Source organism: Aurantiacibacter sp. MUD11, assembly GCF_026967575.1.
In the GTDB taxonomy this organism is placed as follows: domain Bacteria; phylum Pseudomonadota; class Alphaproteobacteria; order Sphingomonadales; family Sphingomonadaceae; genus Alteraurantiacibacter.
Window position 1 is genome coordinate 701,754 of record NZ_CP114054.1, and the last position, 16,738, is coordinate 718,491.

19 protein-coding genes and 1 tRNA gene are annotated in these 16,738 nt (G+C 63.7%); 4 read left to right on the forward strand and 16 right to left on the reverse strand.

Annotated elements, in window-relative coordinates; genetic code table 11:
* Positions 1-76 precede the first annotated feature (76 nt).
* Together OZN62_RS03420 and OZN62_RS03425 are read right to left on the reverse strand one after the other, a co-directional pair.
* Positions 77-1,144 (reverse strand): Glu/Leu/Phe/Val family dehydrogenase, encoded by a 1,068-nt coding sequence (locus OZN62_RS03420; protein WP_269102217.1) that lies wholly within the window; start codon positions 1,142-1,144, stop codon positions 77-79.
* Between the two features lie 47 nt (positions 1,145-1,191).
* Positions 1,192-1,268, reverse strand: a tRNA-His gene (locus OZN62_RS03425).
* Between the two features lie 193 nt (positions 1,269-1,461).
* Between OZN62_RS03425 and OZN62_RS03430 the strand changes: the two genes are divergently transcribed.
* The 3 genes from OZN62_RS03430 to OZN62_RS03440 all read left to right on the forward strand — a co-directional run bounded on the left by OZN62_RS03430 (position 1,462) and on the right by OZN62_RS03440 (position 3,091).
* Complete coding sequence (locus OZN62_RS03430; RefSeq protein WP_269101353.1) at positions 1,462-2,094, forward strand: prolyl hydroxylase family protein; 633 nt, start codon at positions 1,462-1,464, stop codon at positions 2,092-2,094.
* Between the two features lie 2 nt (positions 2,095-2,096).
* Entirely contained in the window at positions 2,097-2,537 is a 441-nt protein-coding gene (locus tag OZN62_RS03435; RefSeq protein ID WP_269101354.1) for a GFA family protein, read from the forward strand.
* A 74-nt stretch (positions 2,538-2,611) separates the two neighbouring features.
* Positions 2,612-3,091, forward strand: a complete 480-nt coding sequence (locus OZN62_RS03440; RefSeq protein ID WP_269101355.1) for a DUF2165 family protein — start codon at positions 2,612-2,614, stop codon at positions 3,089-3,091.
* 71 nt (positions 3,092-3,162) lie between these two features.
* On the opposite strand, the gene rpmE is transcribed toward OZN62_RS03440, so the two are convergent.
* The 12 genes from rpmE to rpsB form a co-directional block, all read right to left on the reverse strand.
* On the reverse strand, positions 3,163-3,390 hold the full coding sequence (gene rpmE / locus OZN62_RS03445; RefSeq protein WP_269101356.1) for a 50S ribosomal protein L31: 228 nt from the start codon (positions 3,388-3,390) through the stop codon (positions 3,163-3,165).
* Between the two features lie 101 nt (positions 3,391-3,491).
* Positions 3,492-3,941, reverse strand: coding sequence for a 3-hydroxyacyl-ACP dehydratase FabZ (gene fabZ / locus OZN62_RS03450; protein WP_269101357.1), 450 nt, complete (start codon positions 3,939-3,941; stop codon positions 3,492-3,494).
* Positions 3,942-3,964: 23 nt separating this feature from the next.
* Positions 3,965-4,654, reverse strand: a complete 690-nt coding sequence (locus OZN62_RS03455) for an OmpH family outer membrane protein (RefSeq protein ID WP_269101358.1) — start codon at positions 4,652-4,654, stop codon at positions 3,965-3,967.
* Positions 4,654-7,353, reverse strand: a complete 2,700-nt coding sequence (gene bamA / locus OZN62_RS03460) for an outer membrane protein assembly factor BamA (protein WP_269101359.1) — start codon at positions 7,351-7,353, stop codon at positions 4,654-4,656. Before bamA ends, OZN62_RS03455 begins: the two co-directional genes overlap by 1 nt.
* Positions 7,354-7,542: 189 nt before the next feature.
* The gene (gene rseP / locus OZN62_RS03465; protein WP_330848758.1) at positions 7,543-8,646 is read right to left on the reverse strand and encodes an RIP metalloprotease RseP; all 1,104 of its coding nucleotides are present in this window, start codon (positions 8,644-8,646) and stop codon (positions 7,543-7,545) included.
* A gap of 1 nt (position 8,647) precedes the next feature.
* On the reverse strand, positions 8,648-9,802 hold the full coding sequence (dxr, locus tag OZN62_RS03470) for a 1-deoxy-D-xylulose-5-phosphate reductoisomerase (protein WP_269101360.1): 1,155 nt from the start codon (positions 9,800-9,802) through the stop codon (positions 8,648-8,650).
* Positions 9,799-10,458 carry a phosphatidate cytidylyltransferase gene (locus OZN62_RS03475; protein ID WP_269101361.1) on the reverse strand — a complete coding sequence of 220 codons (660 nt, stop codon included), beginning with the start codon at positions 10,456-10,458 and terminating at the stop codon, positions 9,799-9,801. Before OZN62_RS03475 ends, dxr begins: the two co-directional genes overlap by 4 nt.
* Positions 10,459-10,519: 61 nt before the next feature.
* On the reverse strand, positions 10,520-11,200 hold the full coding sequence (gene uppS / locus OZN62_RS03480; RefSeq protein WP_269101362.1) for a polyprenyl diphosphate synthase: 681 nt from the start codon (positions 11,198-11,200) through the stop codon (positions 10,520-10,522).
* 22 nt (positions 11,201-11,222) lie between these two features.
* Positions 11,223-11,780, reverse strand: coding sequence for a ribosome recycling factor (gene frr / locus OZN62_RS03485; RefSeq protein ID WP_269101363.1), 558 nt, complete (start codon positions 11,778-11,780; stop codon positions 11,223-11,225).
* Between the two features lie 4 nt (positions 11,781-11,784).
* Positions 11,785-12,504: a UMP kinase gene (gene pyrH, locus OZN62_RS03490; protein ID WP_269101364.1), complete on the reverse strand. Its 720-nt coding sequence runs from the start codon at positions 12,502-12,504 to the stop codon at positions 11,785-11,787.
* Between the two features lie 157 nt (positions 12,505-12,661).
* The gene (gene tsf / locus OZN62_RS03495) at positions 12,662-13,588 is read right to left on the reverse strand and encodes a translation elongation factor Ts (protein ID WP_269101365.1); all 927 of its coding nucleotides are present in this window, start codon (positions 13,586-13,588) and stop codon (positions 12,662-12,664) included.
* A 121-nt stretch (positions 13,589-13,709) separates the two neighbouring features.
* Entirely contained in the window at positions 13,710-14,495 is a 786-nt protein-coding gene (gene rpsB, locus OZN62_RS03500) for a 30S ribosomal protein S2 (RefSeq protein ID WP_269101366.1), read from the reverse strand.
* Positions 14,496-14,833: 338 nt separating this feature from the next.
* Here rpsB and OZN62_RS03505 point away from each other — a divergent pair, with 338 nt between their 5' ends.
* Complete coding sequence (locus OZN62_RS03505) at positions 14,834-15,034, forward strand: hypothetical protein (RefSeq protein ID WP_269101367.1); 201 nt, start codon at positions 14,834-14,836, stop codon at positions 15,032-15,034.
* A gap of 1 nt (position 15,035) precedes the next feature.
* On the opposite strand, the gene pssA is transcribed toward OZN62_RS03505, so the two are convergent.
* Positions 15,036-15,893: a CDP-diacylglycerol--serine O-phosphatidyltransferase gene (pssA, locus tag OZN62_RS03510; protein ID WP_442864388.1), complete on the reverse strand. Its 858-nt coding sequence runs from the start codon at positions 15,891-15,893 to the stop codon at positions 15,036-15,038.
* Positions 15,890-16,642, reverse strand: coding sequence for a phosphatidylserine decarboxylase (locus tag OZN62_RS03515; protein WP_269101368.1), 753 nt, complete (start codon positions 16,640-16,642; stop codon positions 15,890-15,892). Before OZN62_RS03515 ends, pssA begins: the two co-directional genes overlap by 4 nt.
* Positions 16,643-16,738: the final 96 nt, after the last annotated feature.

Genomic DNA, 16,738 nt, shown 5'->3' on the forward strand with positions numbered 1-16,738 from the left:
GCCGCAACCTATTGCAGCAGCAGCCTCGCCAAACAAGCAAAACCGGGGCAATCGCACCCAGTTTTACGCGCACTGCCTAGGCGCCGCGACCAATCAGCGTCTGCGCCATGGCGTCCGCCACCTCGTTCGAGGGGCGTCCACAGGCATCGCTCTCGTTCCAGATCGCCTTCAGGCGGCCGGGAATCTGCGCGATGCGCTTGCGAACCTCGTCGATATCGCAAGGCTCGCCCTGCTGGCGGCAGAGATATTCGAGGCTGACGTTGATGATGCCGCCCGCGTTGATGACATAGTCGGGTGCGTAGAGAATGCCGCGTTCGTGCAGCTGCGCACCGTGTTCGGGCCGGGCCAGCTGGTTGTTCGCGCCGCCAGCAACGATCGCGCAATCGAGTCCGGCAATACCGGCATCGTCGAGAATCGCGCCCAGCGCGTTGGGGCTGAAGACGTCGCACTCGACGCCCATGACCTGGTCGGCAGCCACTGCCTCCGCACCCAGCTCCGCAGCCAATGCCCTGGCGCGGTCGTCGTTGATGTCCGAAAGGGTCAGCACCGCGCCATCCTTGGCCAGCAGCTTCGCCACACCGCCGCCGACAGAGCCGCAGCCCTGGATGGCGACGCGTACGCCTTCCATCGAATCCTTTTCCAGCTTGTGCGCCACCGCGGCCTTGATGCCGTGATAGATACCCATGGCGGTGAACGGGCCGGGATCGCCGCCGGCATCGCCTTCGCCCACCGGCAGGCCGCAGACGTGGCTGGTCCGCTCGGCGATGGCGACCATGTCGGCCACGGTCGCGCCGACGTCCTCTGCCGTGACATAGCGGCCGCCCATGGCTTCCACCGCATCGCCGAAGGCGTGCAGCATGGCCTTGGTCTTCTTGCCATCCTTGTCCAGCAGCACCACGGCCTTGCCCCCGCCCATCGGCAGGCCGGCCATGGCGTTCTTGTAGCTCATCCCGCGCGACAGGCGCAGCGCATCGCGCATGGCGCCCGCCGGATCGGCATAGTGCCAGAACCGCGTGCCGCCCGCGCCGGGGCCGAGATGTGTGGAATGCAGCGCAATGATCGCGGTGAGGCCGGAAGTGCGATCGTGCACGACCTCGACCCGTTCGTGTTCGTCCCAGTCGGGTTCGTTCCAGAATGCCGGCATAGCCTTAGCCCTCATCGCTTTGCGTGCGGCAGGAATGCTGGGAGAAATGGGGCGATCGACGGGATTTGAACCCGCGACCTCCGGTACCACAAACCGGCGCTCTAACCAACTGAGCTACGATCGCCACAAGCCAGGTCACACTTGCCAAGAAGCGGCCTGTTAGGGGTCTGCGCCGGTCGGTCAAGCCGTATCCGGTGCGGGGGCTGGCCTGTTGCACAAGTCGGACGCCAAGCAAAGGGAAAAGTGCTTCATTCCGGCCTGAACGCAATTTTATTACCCGCTTTGCGCGCGGCAGAGGCTCCCCTATCAGGACTCGCATGACGACTCCGGGAGCGACCTCCGTCGAACACCTGCTGCGCCACCCCGGCGTGCGCCGCGCACCGACCGAAAGGCTGACGCTGCTCGACTGCCGCAACTTCCTGCCGCGGGAACTGTGTGACGACCTGATCGCGCTGATCGACAAGGATCGCCGCCCGTCCACCATCGCCGATGCCAACGGCGACGATTACTTCCGCACCAGCGAGACGTGCGATCTCTCGGCGGACGAACCGGCGGTGCAGGACCTGGAAGATCGCCTCTTCGCGCTCAACGGCATCGACCGCGCGCACGGTGAACCGGTGCAAGGCCAACGTTACGACGTGGGGCAGGAATTCAAGGGCCACACCGACTATTTCGAGCCGCAGGGTGCCGACTTCGAGAAATACTGCGGCGTGGCGGGCAACCGCACGTGGACCTTCATGATCTACCTTAACGCGGTGGAAGCCGGCGGCGGTACGCGGTTCAAGGTGATCAACAAGACCGTGCAGCCCGAAACCGGCAAGCTGCTGTGCTGGGACAACCGCCGCCCTGACGGCTCGCTCAACGCCGCGACGCTGCATCACGGGATGAAGGTGCGCAAAGGCGTGAAATACGTGATCACCAAGTGGTATCGCGAAAAGCCCTGGGGATGACGATGAAACGCAAGGGAAGCTGCCATTGCGGCGCGGTAAGGTTCGAGGCCGAGTTCGCCGACGAACGCCTGGTGCCCTCGCGCTGCAATTGCTCGATCTGCGCGATGAAGGGTGCGGCCATGGTCTATTTGCCGGTCGGGGCCGTCACTGTGACCAAGGGGGAGGACGCGCTGTCCTGCTACCGCTTCAACACCATGGCCGCGAAGCACCATTTCTGCTCGAACTGCGGCATCCACGTTTTCCACCAGGCGCGCAGCGACCCGGACAAGTTCGCCATCAATTCCAGCACGCTCGAAGGCGTGCGCCCTTACGAGGATTTCCCCGAAATGCCGGTTTTCGATGGCCAGCGCCACTCCGACGATAACGACGGGGTGCGGCGCCAGGCGGGCATCCTGCGATTCGAAGCGACTCCCGGAAAGGTCTGGCCCGACGGGGTAATTTGAGGCGGATTGCGGAGAACCTCCGGCCGCGCTAGCCTTTGTGCGGGTCGCGGCATGGGAGGGGAACTATGCTTCGAATGATAAAAGCCGCGCTGGTTGCCATCATCGGCTTCCACGCACTGATCTACGCCTTGCAGAACGTCGCCAATATCGAGGCGGCACATGGGTCACTGGTCTACGTGATGTCCGGCGCGGACAACACTGCCTATCCCGACACGCTGTTCTTCACGAGCGACAATCCCGCACTGGCCTGGGTTGCGCTTGCCATCGTGCTGGCAGGCGAATTTGCCACGGCCTTCTTCGGCCTGAAAGGTGGCTGGGAACTGTTCGCCGCGCGCAAGGGCGACACCGACGATTTCCATGCGGCAAAACGAACCGCCGCCATCGCCGCCGGCTTCGCCCTGCTGACCTGGTTCGGCCTGTTCATGACCATCGGCTCCGCCTTCTTCCAGATGTGGCAGACGCAGGTGGGCGACGGATCGCTGAAGGGCGCCTTCATGTTCGCCATGGCATCGGTGGTGACGGTGCTGTTCGTCTACCACACGCCGGACAACTGAGCCGCAACGAGAAAGGGCGGCCCGATCGGGCCGCCCTCTCCTGAATTCGCGTGAGTAGCGCGGTTGCGCGCTTACTTCTTCTTGAGCGACAGGCCGCCGAAACGCTTGTTGAACTGGGCCACGCGGCCGCCGTCCTGGATGCGCTGCGGACCACCGGTCCATGCCGGGTGGCTGGTCGGGTCGATTTCGAGGTTCATCGTATCGCCCTCGCTACCCCAGGTGGAGCGCGTCTGGAATTCGGTGCCATCGGTCATCTTGACCGTGATCATGTGGTACTCGGGATGAATATCGGCCTTCATGGCGTACTGTCCTTTGCGTTCGGCCGGTTCCGACCGGCCTGCAGATGGGAATTTCGAGAAGGCGCGCCCCTAACGGCAGCCACGCCCAATTGCAAGGTCAATCAACCATCGGCGATCATGGCGGTGATGCTGACCTCGCAGGTCACCTTGCCATCAACGCTGGCCTTGCAGTCGAACTTGCACACCTTGCTGCGCTGCTGGGTGAACTTGCTCTCCAGCGTCAGCAGGCAGCCCGGCTCCACCGGAGCGCGGAACTTGGCGTTCTCGATGGCCATGAAATAGACCAGCTTGCCGGTTCCGGCGAGTTCCAGCGTCTCGATGCCGAGGATGCCGCTGGCCTGGGCCAGCGCCTCGATCTGCAACACGCCGGGCATGATCGGCCGACCGGGGAAGTGACCCTGGAAGAACTGTTCGTTCATGGTCACGCCCTTGATCGCAGTGATGCTCTCGCCCTTGGCGAGGTGCGTCACCCGGTCGACCAGCAGCAGCGGATAGCGATGCGGCAGGGCCTCGAGAATGCGGCGGACGTCGTAGTCTGGCGTTTCACTCATGGCCCTGCCCCGTCTTCAGTGTCTTAGCGACCGGTGGTTGCCGGCTGCTGCGTCTGCTGTGCGGCGGCAGCCTGCTGCTGCTGCATGGCGGCCAACATCAGCAGCTGCTGGATCTGCTGGAACAGGTTCACGGCTGCCTCGCTCGGCTGCCAGTCGGCCGGCGGCGTGATCTGCACGCTCGGCACGCGGGTGTTGAGCGCGGTGACCACGTCGGCCGTCACGTCGGCACCCTGGGCTTCGTAGACGAGCACGTCAGGCGAAATGACGAACTGGATGTTCTTGTCGCTGATCACCTGCTGGAGCGCAGCGGAATACTGCTGTGCGACCTGCTGCACCACGTAGACGCGGGCACGGTTGATCGGCTGCTGGAGCGTGGCCAGTTCCTGGTCGATCGCCTGGATCTGCTGCACGGTGGCGTTGTTGGGATCCTGCGTCGCCTGCTGCTCGGTAGCATCCAGCTGGCCGTCACCGTTGGTGTCGAAGGTCTGGATCAGCTGCTGGCGCTGCTGCTGACGCTGGTCGATGGTGGTGCGCTGTGCCTGGTACTGCGTGTTGATCTGGGTGTAGCCGGTCTGGAAAGCCTGCGAACCAATCACTGCGCTGTTGATGTCGGCAGTTGCGATACCATTGACCTGCGCGGCGGCGGGAGTGGCAAGAGCAACCCCGGCTACGGCCAGCGAGGCACTCATGGCGGTCTTGGTGAAAATCTTCATTAGAATTGCGTTCCTACATTGAAGGAGAAGGTTTTGGTTTCGTCACCACGCTCCGATATAAGATCGTAAGCTACATCGATCCTGAACGGACCGAAGGGTGAGTTCCAATTGACGCCGACACCGGCCGTCACACGCGGCGAAGGTGTATCGCCGACGAATTCCTCGACGAACGGCGGCAACTGGGTGCCGATGGGCGTATTCAGACGACCATCGGGAGCCAGCGGACTAATGGTGATCTCGCTGCTAACGGGCTGGCCGTTATCGCCCAGATTGGTCTGCGCGTAGAGTGCGTTACCCTCGCCATCGCGCTGGGCGATGAACAGGCCATCGGGCAGCGGGCTTTGCGTGAGCTGCGGAGTATCGATGCCGAAGACGGAGCCGACATCGACGAACAGCGAAGGACGCAGGCCCAGTTCACGGGCGCCCGAACCCAGCGGAATTTCCAGTTCGGCGCGCGCCAGGTAGTAGGCCGTGCCGCCCAGTGCGTCATCCTGGTTGCGTTCGTCGCCAAGCGGGATCAGCACCTGGTTACCGTCTTCGTCGATCTCGTAGAAGCTGCGCACAACGCGCGGACCCACGCCGCGGATGTCGAAGCCGCGGATCTGCCCTTCACCAAGGAAGAAGCGGTCCGTCAGCAGCACTTCGCCATCGAGGCCGTAGATGTAGCCGCCCTCAAGGCGGAGCGAACCGATGAAGCCGGATCCCAGCGGGAAGTAGCGGGCAGCCTCGCCGCGCACGCGGACGTACTTGGTATCGCCACCCAGGCCGGCGAACTGCACCGTCGCCACGGCGCGCGAACCGCGCGTCGGGCGGATGCGGCTGTCGAGCGTGCTGTAGGTCAGCGACAGGCCGAGGATCGACTGCAGGCGGTTGCCCAGCGCATCGCACAGGTAGCGACCAGCGATCAGCGGCTCGCACTGCGCAACCCCGTCGCCGTCGAAGTCAGCGAAGAACTGGGCCTCGTCGACCGTCACTTCCTGGTAGTTCAGCGTATAGCTGCCGAGCACGCTCATGTACTCGGTCAAGGGCACGCCGACGCGCAGCGAGATACCGGTGGTCGACTGCTCATAGGTCGCGCTGTCGCGGTCGTAGTAACCGTTGTTGTAGTCCTGCCGGTAGATGTCGAAGCCCAGCGCGATGTCGCGGTCGAACACCTTGGGTTCGGTAAAGCTGACATTCGCCGACTGCGAATAGCGCGAGTAGTTGACACCCAGGCCGATGGTCTGGCCACGGCCGCGGAAGTTGTTCTGCCGCACCGAGCCGTTGAAGATGAAGCTTTCGAGCGAGGAGAAACCTGCCGAGAGCGAAAGCTCGCCGGTCGGCTCTTCCTGCACGTTGGCCTGCAGGATGATGCGATCGGGGCTGCTGCCCTCGACCTGCTCGACCTCGAAGTTTTCCTGGAAATAGCCCAGCGAGTTGATGCGCGCGGTCGAACGGGCGACCTGCAGGCTGCTGAAAGCGTCGCCTTCCGCGATACGGAACTCGCGGCGGATCACCTTGTCCTGCGTCAGCGTGTTGCCGTTGATCTCGATCGCCTCGACGTAGACGCGCGGCGCGTCGGCCACGGTGAAGGTCACGTCCATCGTGCGGTCTTCGGCGTTGCGCGAGATGCGCGGACGCACGTCGGCGAAGGCATAGCCGAAGGCGCCGGCGGTCTCGGTCAGGCCCTCGACCGTGTCATCGACCTGTTCGGCGTTGTACCAGTCACCGGTTTCCATCGCGAGACCGGCGGAAAGCTGCTCGGAGCTGAAGTCACGCAGCTGGCTGACGACTTCGACATCGCCGAAGGTGTAACGCTCGCCCTCTTCCACCACGTAGGTGATGATGAAGTCGCGCTTGTCGGGCGTCAGCTCGGCCACGGCGGAGACGACGCGGAAGTCGGCATAGCCTTCGGTCAGGTAGAACTGGCGCAGCTTCTGCTGGTCGAATGCCAGGCGATCGGGATCGTAGCTGGTGTTCGAGCTGAAAATGGCGAACAGGCTGGCTTCGCGCGTCACCATCTGGTCGCGCAGCTCGCCGTCCGAGAACACCTCGTTGCCGATGATGTTGATCTGGCGGACCTTCGACTTCGGGCCTTCCGAAATCTCGAAAATCACGTCGACGCGGTTCTGGTCGAGCATGACCATCTGCGGTTCCACGGTCGCGGCGAAGCGGCCCTGGCGCTTGTACAGCTCGATGATGCGGGCGACGTCGGCACGCACGCGGCTGCGGGTGAAGATCTGGCGCGGCGCGAGGTTGATTTCCGGGATGATCTCGTCGGAATCGAGCCGGCGGTTACCTTCCAGGATGATGCGGTTGATGATCGGGTTTTCCTCGACCGTGATCACCACCGCGCCAGTCGCCTCGTTGAAGGCGATTTCGAAGTCGGCGAACAATTCGGTATTCGCCAGGTCGAGCAGCGCCTGGTCGGCGCCCTCGGCGCTGTAGGCCATGCCGGGGCGCAGCTGGATGTAGGAGACGATCGTCTCCGGCTCCAGGCGCTGGGCACCGGCAACCGCGATCGTGCGGATGATGTTTTCCTGCTCCTGCGCGGCCGGGGCCGGCGTCGCATCCTGCGGAGCAGCTTCCTCCGCCGGTGGCAGGGTCAACTGGTCGCCGTCCTGCGCCAATGCAGCGGCAGGCAGTCCTGCAAGCATGGTGCAGCCCAACAGGGCTGCTGTGTAATGCTGGGAGATGATCGTGCTGGCCTTGGAACCCATTATCCGTCCACTCTTGTCGACACCCACGCCAAGAAGAAACCAGTCAATTGATATCCCGCCCCCCAGCGGGTGATCAAATCCGGTTTCCAGCGCGAACAGCGCCCTTGCCCGATGCCAGACTGGCAATCAAGCGAAGTTGCCGCAAATCGTGCCGAAATCCTGTCCTTTCCCCACTTAACCCACTTGGGCCTAGCTGCCGAATATCGGCAACTTGGCAATATCGATGACTGTCACGAACAGCATCAGCGCAAGCACGATGGCTATACCGGTGCGGAACGCAAGTTCCTGACTGCGAGGACTGGCTGGTTTGCGGCGGATTGCTTCCACTGCGTAAAAAGCCAGGTGCCCACCGTCGAGAGCGGGGATTGGCAGCAGGTTGATGAATGCCAAATTAAGTGAGATCAGCGCGGCGAAATTGATGAAGTCGATCCAGCCTAGGCTCAACTGTTCGCCCGAAAACTTGGCAATCGTGATCGGGCCGCCCAGTTCCTTCACCGAACGTTGGCCGGTGATGATCTGGGCAATCCCGGTCACCATCATGTCGGCAATATCCACACAGGCCTGCACCGATGCGCCCATCGCCTCGATGGGGCCGACCGACACCCGTTCGCCGGGGACGGAATAGACGCCGATCATGCCGAGGGTCGATTGATTGCCGAAGCGGTCGACCATGTCGACGGCGGCAATGGTCACCGGCACGGTCATGCGCTCGCCCTCGCGGTCGATCCGGATGCGGATCGTCTGGCCCGGATAGGCGATGACGTGATTGCGGACCTCGTTGAAGTCCTCGATCGGGTCGCCGTCGATGGAGACGATGCGGTCGCCTTCCTCAAGCCCCGCAACCATTGCCGGGGAATCCTCGGCAAAGGTCTGGATCACCGGCGGCGTCACCGGCTTGCCGAAGGCCATGATGAAGGCGAAGAAAATCGCCAGCGCGATGAGCAAGTTGGCTACCGGACCTGCCGCGACGATCAGCGAGCGCTGCCACAGCGTCTTGCTCTGGAAGGTATCGGGAGCCGGGGGACTATCCGGATCCGGCACGCTGGCAGGGTTCATGTCGCCCTTGAACTGCACATAGCCGCCGAAGGGCAGCGCCGAGAGCTTCCAGCGGGTACCGCGCTTGTCGTTGAAGCCGACCAGCTCCCTGCCGAAACCGACAGAGAAGGCCTCCGCCCCCACGCCGAACCAGCGGCCGACGAGGTAGTGGCCCAGCTCATGCAGGACGACGAGCGGCCCCAGCATCAGCAGGAAGCCGACGATGTAGATCCAGAATGGCAGTGCTTCGAAATTCAACTCAGGCGAGCTCCAGCATTTCTCCCGCGCGCGCCCTTGCCTCGGCATCGACAGCCAGCACGGCGTCGAGCGTTTCGGGCGCAGGCGGCGCGTAATTGTCGAGGGTTCTAGCCACTATTGCCGAAATATGCGTGAATTTTACCTGACCGGCGAGGAATGCCGCCACGGCAACCTCGTTCGCGGCGTTGAGCACGGCGGGTGCCGCGCCCCCGGCATGGGCTGCCTCGCGCGCCAGCCTGGTGGCCGGAAAGCGCTCCTCGTCCGGCGCGAAAAAGGTGAGTTCCCCGATGGTTGCAAGGTCCAGCGGCTTGCAGCTGGTATCCATCCGCGCGGGATACGCGAGCGTGGAGGCGATGGGCACGCGCATGTCCGAAGGGCCAAGCTGCGCCAGTGTGGAGCCGTCGCGATATTCGACCATCGAATGAATCACGCTTTGCGGATGGACGATGATCCGCAGCCGATCCAGCCCAACCGGGAACAGGTGGAAGGCCTCGATGAACTCGAGTCCCTTGTTGAACATGGTGGCGGAATCGACGCTGATCTTGGCGCCCATGTCCCAGTTGGGATGCGCGATGGCCTGCGCGGGCGTGGTCGCCTCCAGCTCGGCGAGCGTCTTGGTGCGCAGCGGGCCGCCACTGGCCGTCAGCGTGATCCAGCGCACGTCATCCAGGTTGTTGCCCTCCAGGCACTGGAAGATGGCATTGTGCTCGGAATCGACCGGCAGCAGCGTCGTGCCGTGTTTTTCGACCAGCTGCATCATCACGTGACCGGCAGAGACGAGAGATTCCTTATTGGCCAGCGCGACGGTATTGCCCTGCTCGATGGCGGCCATGGTGGGCGCAAGGCCCGCACAGCCGACGATGGCGGCAACGGTGATGTCCACCGGACGCGCCGCGACATCGCACAGCGCCTGCGCCCCGCCTGCAGCCTCGATGGACGTGCCGGAGAGGTGTTCGCGCAGTTCGGGCAGGCAGCTTTCGTCACCCACGACCGCGATCTGTGCACCGAATTCGATTGCCAGCCTGGCCAGCTTCTCCGCCGAGCAATTGGCGCTCAGCGCGACCACATTCCAGTTCGCACGATCCGAGCGGATCAGGTCGAGCGTGGAATCGCCGATGGAGCCGGTGGCCCCGAAGATGGAAATGGTGCGGGTCATTGCGATCCGGTCTGTATCATTGTGAAGATGCCCAGCACCACACAAACCGCCAGCAGCCCGTCGGTGCGATCGAACAGGCCGCCGTGCCCGGGGATGAGCTTGCCCGAATCCTTCACGCCAGCGCGGCGCTTCATCCAGCTTTCGAAGAAGTCCCCCGTCTGCGCGATGACCGCCGTTGCTGCGCCAATGACCACGCCGGCGCCGATAGTCATGCCCGCGCCGAAGAGCGCCCCCCAGGCTGACCAGTAGAGTGCCGCGAAAGCGACAATAGAGGCTGCGGCCATTCCCCCGAACAGCCCCGCCCAGGTCTTTGACGGGCTGATCGACGGTGCGATCTTGGGACCGCCGATAGTCCGGCCTGCGAAGTAGGCCCCAACGTCCACCGCAATCACCAGCGTGACAACGATCAGGACAAGCGACAGCCCGCTATCCGCATTTGCCGGTGCCTGCTCGTGCCGCAGGGTGGCCAGCGTAAGTGACCCGAAGCCGACATAGGCGAGGCCGGCAAGCAGCCAGACCGCCCTGCCCGTCAGGCTTTCGGCCATGCGCACGGCAAGCGAAGACCACTCGAACAGGACGACAAGCGCCACAGCCGCCACCAGCGCATTCCACCACCATCCGCCAAGGTAGATGGCCGTGCCTGCTACAACCAGCATTGCAATGGCGGAAATCGCACGCACGCCAAGGTCCGACCTTTTCACCGGGGTTGCTTGCGCTTCAACGTCCACCAAAACGACGCTCCCGCTTCGCAAAGGTCTCGCAGGCATCGCGCAGGTGATCCTCGCCGAAATCGGGCCAGAGCACGTCAAGGAACAGCATTTCGGCATAGGCCGCCTGCCACAACAGGAAGTTGGACAGGCGCACTTCGCCGCTGGTGCGGATCAGCAGGTCGAGCGGCGGCAGGTCGGCGGTGTAGAGGTGCTTCTCGATCCCTTCAGGGTCGATTGTGCCCTCCTCCGCCGCCAGCCGCGCGGCGCGGGCGATTTCCTGCTGCGCGCCGTAATTCAGCGCCACCGCCAGCGTGCGCGTGCCGCCGCTGGTGCGCTCCAGCGCGTCTTCCAGCTTCTCGACAATGTCGGGCGCGAAGGCCTTGTAATCACCGATGATCTTCAGGCGCACCTTGCGCTCGATCATGTCAGCCAGGTTGGCCTCGATGAACCTGCGCATCAGGTTCATCAAGTCGGAAATCTCTTCCTCTTCGCGCTTCCAGTTCTCGCTGCTGAAGGCGTAGAGCGTCAGGCATTCCAGCCCCAGCTTTTCCGCCGCCTGCACCGTGCGCTTCACGGCGTCGCCGCCCGCCTTGTGCCCCATGGCCCTCGGCAGCGCGCGCTTCTTCGCCCAGCGACCATTGCCATCCATGATGATGGCGACGTGGCGGGGGAACGACGGATCGGACATGGGGTGGGAAGCCCTGCTGCGCTTACTGCGTCAGGATTTCCTGCACCTTCTTCTCGACGGCGGCATCGACATCGCCAACATACTTGTCGGTCAGCTTCTGCACCTCGTCCGCGAGCCGCTTCTGGTCGTCTTCCGAGATTTCCTTCTTCTTCTCGTCTTCCTTCAGCGCCTCGTTGCCGTCACGACGGACGTTGCGGATGGCGATCTTGGCCTTTTCGCCATAGTCGCCGGCCAGTTTGGCCAGTTCCTTGCGGCGTTCCTCGTTGAGGTCGGGCAGCGGCAGGCGGATGGTCTGGCCATCGCTCATCGGGTTGAGGCCGAGGTTGGCCTTGGTAATGCCCTTTTCCACCGCGTTGACATTGGCCTTGTCCCACACCTGCACGCTCAGCATGCGCGGTTCCGGGGCGGAGATGGTGGCCACCTGGGTGATCGGCATCATCGAACCGTAGACCTCGACCACCACCGGATCGAGCAGCGCGGTGTTGGCGCGCCCGGTGCGCAGGCCGGAAAGATCGCCCTTCAGGCTTTCCACCGCGCCCTGCATACGGCGTTCGATATCGGCCTTGTCATACTTCGGCATCGTCTCAGTCCTTCTGTACTATCGTCTGTACGCCATCACCCGCCAGCACCCGCGCGACATTGCCCCGCTCGCGGATCGAGAAGACCACGATCGGGATGGCGTTGTCGCGGCACAAGGCGACGGCGGAAGCGTCCATCACTTTCAAGTTGTCTGCCAGCACCTTGTCGTAGGTGACTGTATCGAAACGCTTTGCATCGGGATTACGCTTCGGATCGGAATCATAGACACCGTCGACGCTGGTGCCCTTCAGCAAGGCATCGCAGCGCAGTTCGGCAGCACGCAGCGCGGCGCCGGAATCGGTGGTGAAATAGGGTGCGCCCACGCCGGCGGCGAAGATGACGATGCGGCCCTTGGCAAGGTGGCGTTCCGCCCGGCGACGGATCACCGGCTCGCACACCTGGTCCATCTGGATGGCACTCTGCACGCGGGTATCGACGCCGAGCTGCTCCAGCGCGCTCTGCATCGCCAGCGCGTTCATCACCGTTGCCAACATGCCCATGTAGTCGGCCTGGGCGCGGTCCATCCCCTGCGCCGCGCCGGCCATGCCGCGGAAGATATTGCCGCCGCCGATGACGAGGCAGATCTCCAGCCCGGTCTCCTTCGCGGCCTTCACTTCCTCGGCCAGGCGCATGACGTAGGCCGGGTCGATCCCGAAGTCCTGCTCGCCCATCAACACCTCGCCCGAGAGCTTCAGCAGGATACGCTTGGTGTCGGGCAGCAGCATGGGTGGTTGGTTCCTCGCGAAATCAGGTTGGCGGGTCTGTTAAAGGTAGCGGGGCAATGTGCCAAGTGTTCCAAGGGCGTTTTGCCGATGGCAGACACAAAAAGGGCCGCCGAACCCGTGAGTCCGGCGGCCCCTTGTGTCTTTGGCAAGAGAGCGATCAGCCGCCGACGGCAGCCGCGACTTCCGCCGCGAAATCGCTTTCTTCCTTCTCGATGCCTTCACCCAGCTGGAAGCGGACATAGTCCTTCAGCGTGATGGTGGTGCCGGCTTCCTTGCCGGCAGCGGCCACGACGTCGGCGATGGGCGTCTTGTTGTCCATCACGAAGACCTGGCTCAGCAGGGCGTTTTCCTTGGCGAACTTCTTGATCGCACCTTCGACCATCTTTTCCTGGACGTTTTCCGGCTTGCCGCTCTCGGCAGCCTTCTCGGCAGCGATCTTGCGCTCGCGCTCGATCACGTCGGCGTCGAGTTCCTCGGCAGTCAGGGCCTGCGGAAAAGCGGCGGCGATGTGCATGGCCAGCTGCTTGCCCAGCGGCTCCAGCACGTCGGCCGAAGCGTCGGACTCGAGCGCGACCAGCACGCCGATCTTGCCGAGGTTCGGCGCAGCGGCGTTGTGCATGTAGGGCACGATAACGCCGTTGGAGACCGCAACGGTCTTCATGCGACGGATCTGCTGGTTCTCGCCGATGGTGGCGACGTTGTCGGTCAGCTTGTCGGCCACGGTGCCGCCGTCCGGATAGGCAGCGCCCTTCAGGGCTTCGACGTCATCACTGTCTACGCCCAGCGCGACTTCGGTGGTCTTGCGGACGAAATCCTGGAACTTGTCGTTCTTGGCGACGAAGTCGGTTTCCGAGTTGACCTCGACGGCTACGCCCTTGGTGCCTGCGACGGCAACGCCGACGAGACCTTCGGCCGCGGTGCGGCTCGACTTCTTCTGGGCGGTGGCGAGGCCCTTGGCGCGCAGTGCGTCAACGGCAGCCTCGATGTCGCCATTGGCCTCTTCGAGAGCCTTTTTGGCATCCATCATGCCCGCGCCGGTCTTTTCGCGCAGGGCCTTCACGTCGGCGACGGAAAATGCAGCCATGTTCTTGTTCCTTCAATTGGTGCGTTGCCGGTTCATCAGCAGCTGATGAACCGGCGCATTGTCTTGGCTTTGTGACACGCGGCTTAAGCCCAAGGGCCGGTAGGCCGCGCAGTCAGGAAGATCAGGCTTCCGCCTTGGTCTCTTCGGCCGGGGCTTCCTCGGCGGCAGCTTCTGCCGGAGGAGCGTCCATGGCGCCGATGTCGGCACCCGAATCCACCACGCCTTCGTCGCGGCCGGTGCTGGCTGCCTTGGCGACAGCTTCGCAATACAGGCGCACGGCGCGGCTGGCGTCGTCGTTGCCGGGGACCGGGAAGGCGATGCCCGTCGGATCGACGTTGGTATCAAGAACCGCAATCACGGGGATACCGAGCACGCCGGCTTCCTTGATCGCAAGGTCCTCCTTGTTGGCGTCGATCACGAACATCACGTCGGGGATGCCGCCCATGTCGCGGATACCGCCGAGCGACAGTTCCAGCTTGTCCTTCTTGCGGGTCAGCTGGAGGATTTCCTTCTTGGTCAGGCCACGGGTGTCACCCGACAGCTTTTCCTCGAGCGACTTCAGTTCCTTGATCGACTGCGAGATCGTCTTCCAGTTGGTGAGCATGCCGCCCAGCCAGCGGTGGTTGACGAAGTGCTGGCCGCACGAACGGGCTGCCTGCGCGATCGGCTCCTGCGCCTGGCGCTTGGTGCCGACGAACAGCACCTTGCCGCCGGCACGGACGGTCGAGGAAACGAAGTCCAGAGCGCGCGCGAACAGCGGCACGGTCTGCGACAGGTCGATGATGTGAACACCGTTGCGGCTGCCGAAGATGTACGGCTTCATCCGCGGGTTCCAGCGGTGGGTCTGGTGGCCGAAGTGTGCGCCGGCCTCGATCAATTCCTGCATCGTGACGGTAGGAGCCGCCATAAGTAAATTCCTTTCCGGTTAAGCCTCTGGAAGACGGGGAACCGGCCTCTTGCTTCACGCAGGAGGCGGCACCGGTATGTCAGTGCCTTCCATGTGGATTTGCCGAGATGAGCGGGCACGGGAATCGCACCAGTCCTTCCGGCGGAGGCGCCCCTAGCCGAGGTTACGGGGGAAATCCACCCTCTATTTCCGCGATGAGAACGCAGCGGGAACAAAAGGTCTTGACTGCGTGGAACGAAAGTGGAACATAGAACGCAACGGGAACGAATAGGGGAACTACCTACTCCTTCCCTTGTTGACCAGCGAGCCGGACGGGCTCCGAACGAAGGATAGAGAACATGGCACTGGCAATCGCGATTTCGCTGTTTTTCGGCCTGGTGGCCGCGCTGGCGCTGGTGTCCTGCTTCGGATCGCTGCGTTACGGTGTCCTGCGTTTCCGCGAAGTCCGCGCCGAACTGGCTGAGCTCGATCGCGCTCCGGAAGCGAAGGTCATCCGCCTTCGTCGTCCGCAGGAAGCCTTCGCCCTGCTGGCCGCGTAGGTCAGTCTGCCTTGGCCTTTTCGGCTCGGCGCGCCTGCTTCACCTTCTGGTAGCGCAGGAAGGCCCACAGGATCAGCGCGAGATAGACGCCGCTGATCAACACCAGCGTCCACCATGTCTCTGTCAGTAGCGCGGCGACCGTCAGCGCAGCGACGGCAATCGCGGCAATACGAAACTCGTTCGAGGGACGCAGCGACTTCCAGCTGGGTGTCGCCATGTTCGATACCATCAGGATCGCAATCAGGATCGTCCACGGGGCGACGTAGAGGGGTTCGCGGTACACGGCATCGCCCGTCGCCAGCCACAGGTACATCGGCAGGAACGCCAGCCCAGCCCCCATCGGTGCGGGCACGCCGGTGAGAAACCCGGCCGACTTGTGCGGCTGGTCCTCGACATCGATCTGCGCATTGAAGCGCGCCAGGCGCAGGGCACAGCAGATGGCGAAGGCCAAGGCAGCCAGCCAGCCGAGCCGCGGCAGTTCTCCCAGCGACCACAGGAACAGCACCAGCGCGGGCGCGACACCGAAGCTGATCGAATCGGCCAGGCTGTCCAGTTCCGCCCCGAAGCGCGACTGTGCCTTCAGGAGGCGGGCGATGCGGCCATCCATGGCATCGAGGATGCCGGCCAGGATGATGGCGAACAGCGCCATCCGCCAGTCGCCCTTGATGGCAAGGCTGATGCCCGTCAGGCCCGATGCCAGCGCCGCGGCCGTGATCGCATTGGGCAGCATGGCCCGCAGCGTCAGCCCGCGTCCGGCGCGCGAGCGGGTTACCACTTCATGTTCGCTGGCCTTGGGGCCGAGCCATGCCGGGCCCGGTGTTGCGTTCTCGTCTTCCTCGAAATCCGGGTCGTCGCTCACTGGCTGACGCCTTCGAGCAGGCCCACGGTTCCGAGTTCCGCGAGGATCGTTTCACCGGCAATCACCCGCTGCCCGAGCAGCACCTTGGGATCGGTGCCGGCGGGCAGGTAGACGTCCACCCGGCTACCGAACCGGATCAGGCCGACACGCTGGCCGGCGGCAACGATGTCACCCGGCTTCACAAAAGGCACGATACGCCGTGCCACCAGGCCGGCGATCTGGGTAAAGCCCAGCACGGTGCCGTCCGCGCGCTCGACCAGGATATGCTGGCGCTCGTTTTCCTCGCTCGCCTTGTCGAGGTCGGCATTCATGAAGCGACCGGGGATATAAACGATGCGCTTGATCGTGCCCGCGATCGGCGAGCGATTGATGTGCACGTCGAACACCGACATGAAGATGGAGATGCGGGTCACCGGCTCGCTGCCCAGCCCCGCCCCGCCATCTTCGGCGGCATGCTGCAGCTCGGGCGGCGGCGGGACCTGCGAGATCAGCGATACCAGTCCGTCGGCCGGCGAGACGATGGCCCGGTCACTCTGCGGCACCACGCGCTCGGGGTCGCGGAAGAAGGCGAACACGCCGCCGGTCAGCGCCAGCAGTAGCGTGCCGATAATCTCCCAATCGAAGATGAACATCACCGTCAGGGCGATCGCAGCGGCGATTATGCCGTACCTGCGCCCTTCCACATGGACCGGGGGGAAGGACCACTCGGCATCGCCGCGGCCTCGATTGTCTCTCAAATCACCTGACATGCCTTCCATCTACGCATTGCAGGGCCGCGCCACAAGCACCTGCCGAACGCTTGTCCGCCTTCGTCCGCTGCGGCATAGCAACAGACGGAGAGGACA

What these genes read in the sequence shown, in the direction of transcription:
- OZN62_RS03455 (WP_269101358.1), bottom strand. Translation starts at nt 4,654, where the DNA reads ATGAAGATTTTCACCAAGACCGCCATGAGTGCCTCGCTGGCCGTAGCC.
- tsf (WP_269101365.1), bottom strand. Translation starts at nt 13,588, where the DNA reads ATGGCTGCATTTTCCGTCGCCGACGTGAAGGCCCTGCGCGAAAAGACC.
- OZN62_RS03475 (WP_269101361.1), bottom strand. Translation starts at nt 10,458, where the DNA reads ATGCTGGTTGTAGCAGGCACGGCCATCTACCTTGGCGGATGGTGGTGG.
- OZN62_RS03515 (WP_269101368.1), bottom strand. Translation starts at nt 16,642, where the DNA reads ATGTCAGGTGATTTGAGAGACAATCGAGGCCGCGGCGATGCCGAGTGG.
- bamA (WP_269101359.1), bottom strand. Translation starts at nt 7,353, where the DNA reads ATGGGTTCCAAGGCCAGCACGATCATCTCCCAGCATTACACAGCAGCC.
- OZN62_RS03505 (WP_269101367.1), top strand. Translation starts at nt 14,834, where the DNA reads ATGGCACTGGCAATCGCGATTTCGCTGTTTTTCGGCCTGGTGGCCGCG.
- dxr (WP_269101360.1), bottom strand. Translation starts at nt 9,802, where the DNA reads ATGACCCGCACCATTTCCATCTTCGGGGCCACCGGCTCCATCGGCGAT.
- OZN62_RS03420 (WP_269102217.1), bottom strand. Translation starts at nt 1,144, where the DNA reads ATGCCGGCATTCTGGAACGAACCCGACTGGGACGAACACGAACGGGTC.
- pyrH (WP_269101364.1), bottom strand. Translation starts at nt 12,504, where the DNA reads ATGCTGCTGCCCGACACCAAGCGTATCCTGCTGAAGCTCTCGGGCGAG.
- frr (WP_269101363.1), bottom strand. Translation starts at nt 11,780, where the DNA reads ATGCCGAAGTATGACAAGGCCGATATCGAACGCCGTATGCAGGGCGCG.
- fabZ (WP_269101357.1), bottom strand. Translation starts at nt 3,941, where the DNA reads ATGAGTGAAACGCCAGACTACGACGTCCGCCGCATTCTCGAGGCCCTG.
- uppS (WP_269101362.1), bottom strand. Translation starts at nt 11,200, where the DNA reads ATGTCCGATCCGTCGTTCCCCCGCCACGTCGCCATCATCATGGATGGC.
- rpsB (WP_269101366.1), bottom strand. Translation starts at nt 14,495, where the DNA reads ATGGCGGCTCCTACCGTCACGATGCAGGAATTGATCGAGGCCGGCGCA.
- rpmE (WP_269101356.1), bottom strand. Translation starts at nt 3,390, where the DNA reads ATGAAGGCCGATATTCATCCCGAGTACCACATGATCACGGTCAAGATG.
- OZN62_RS03435 (WP_269101354.1), top strand. Translation starts at nt 2,097, where the DNA reads ATGAAACGCAAGGGAAGCTGCCATTGCGGCGCGGTAAGGTTCGAGGCC.
- OZN62_RS03430 (WP_269101353.1), top strand. Translation starts at nt 1,462, where the DNA reads ATGACGACTCCGGGAGCGACCTCCGTCGAACACCTGCTGCGCCACCCC.
- OZN62_RS03440 (WP_269101355.1), top strand. Translation starts at nt 2,612, where the DNA reads ATGATAAAAGCCGCGCTGGTTGCCATCATCGGCTTCCACGCACTGATC.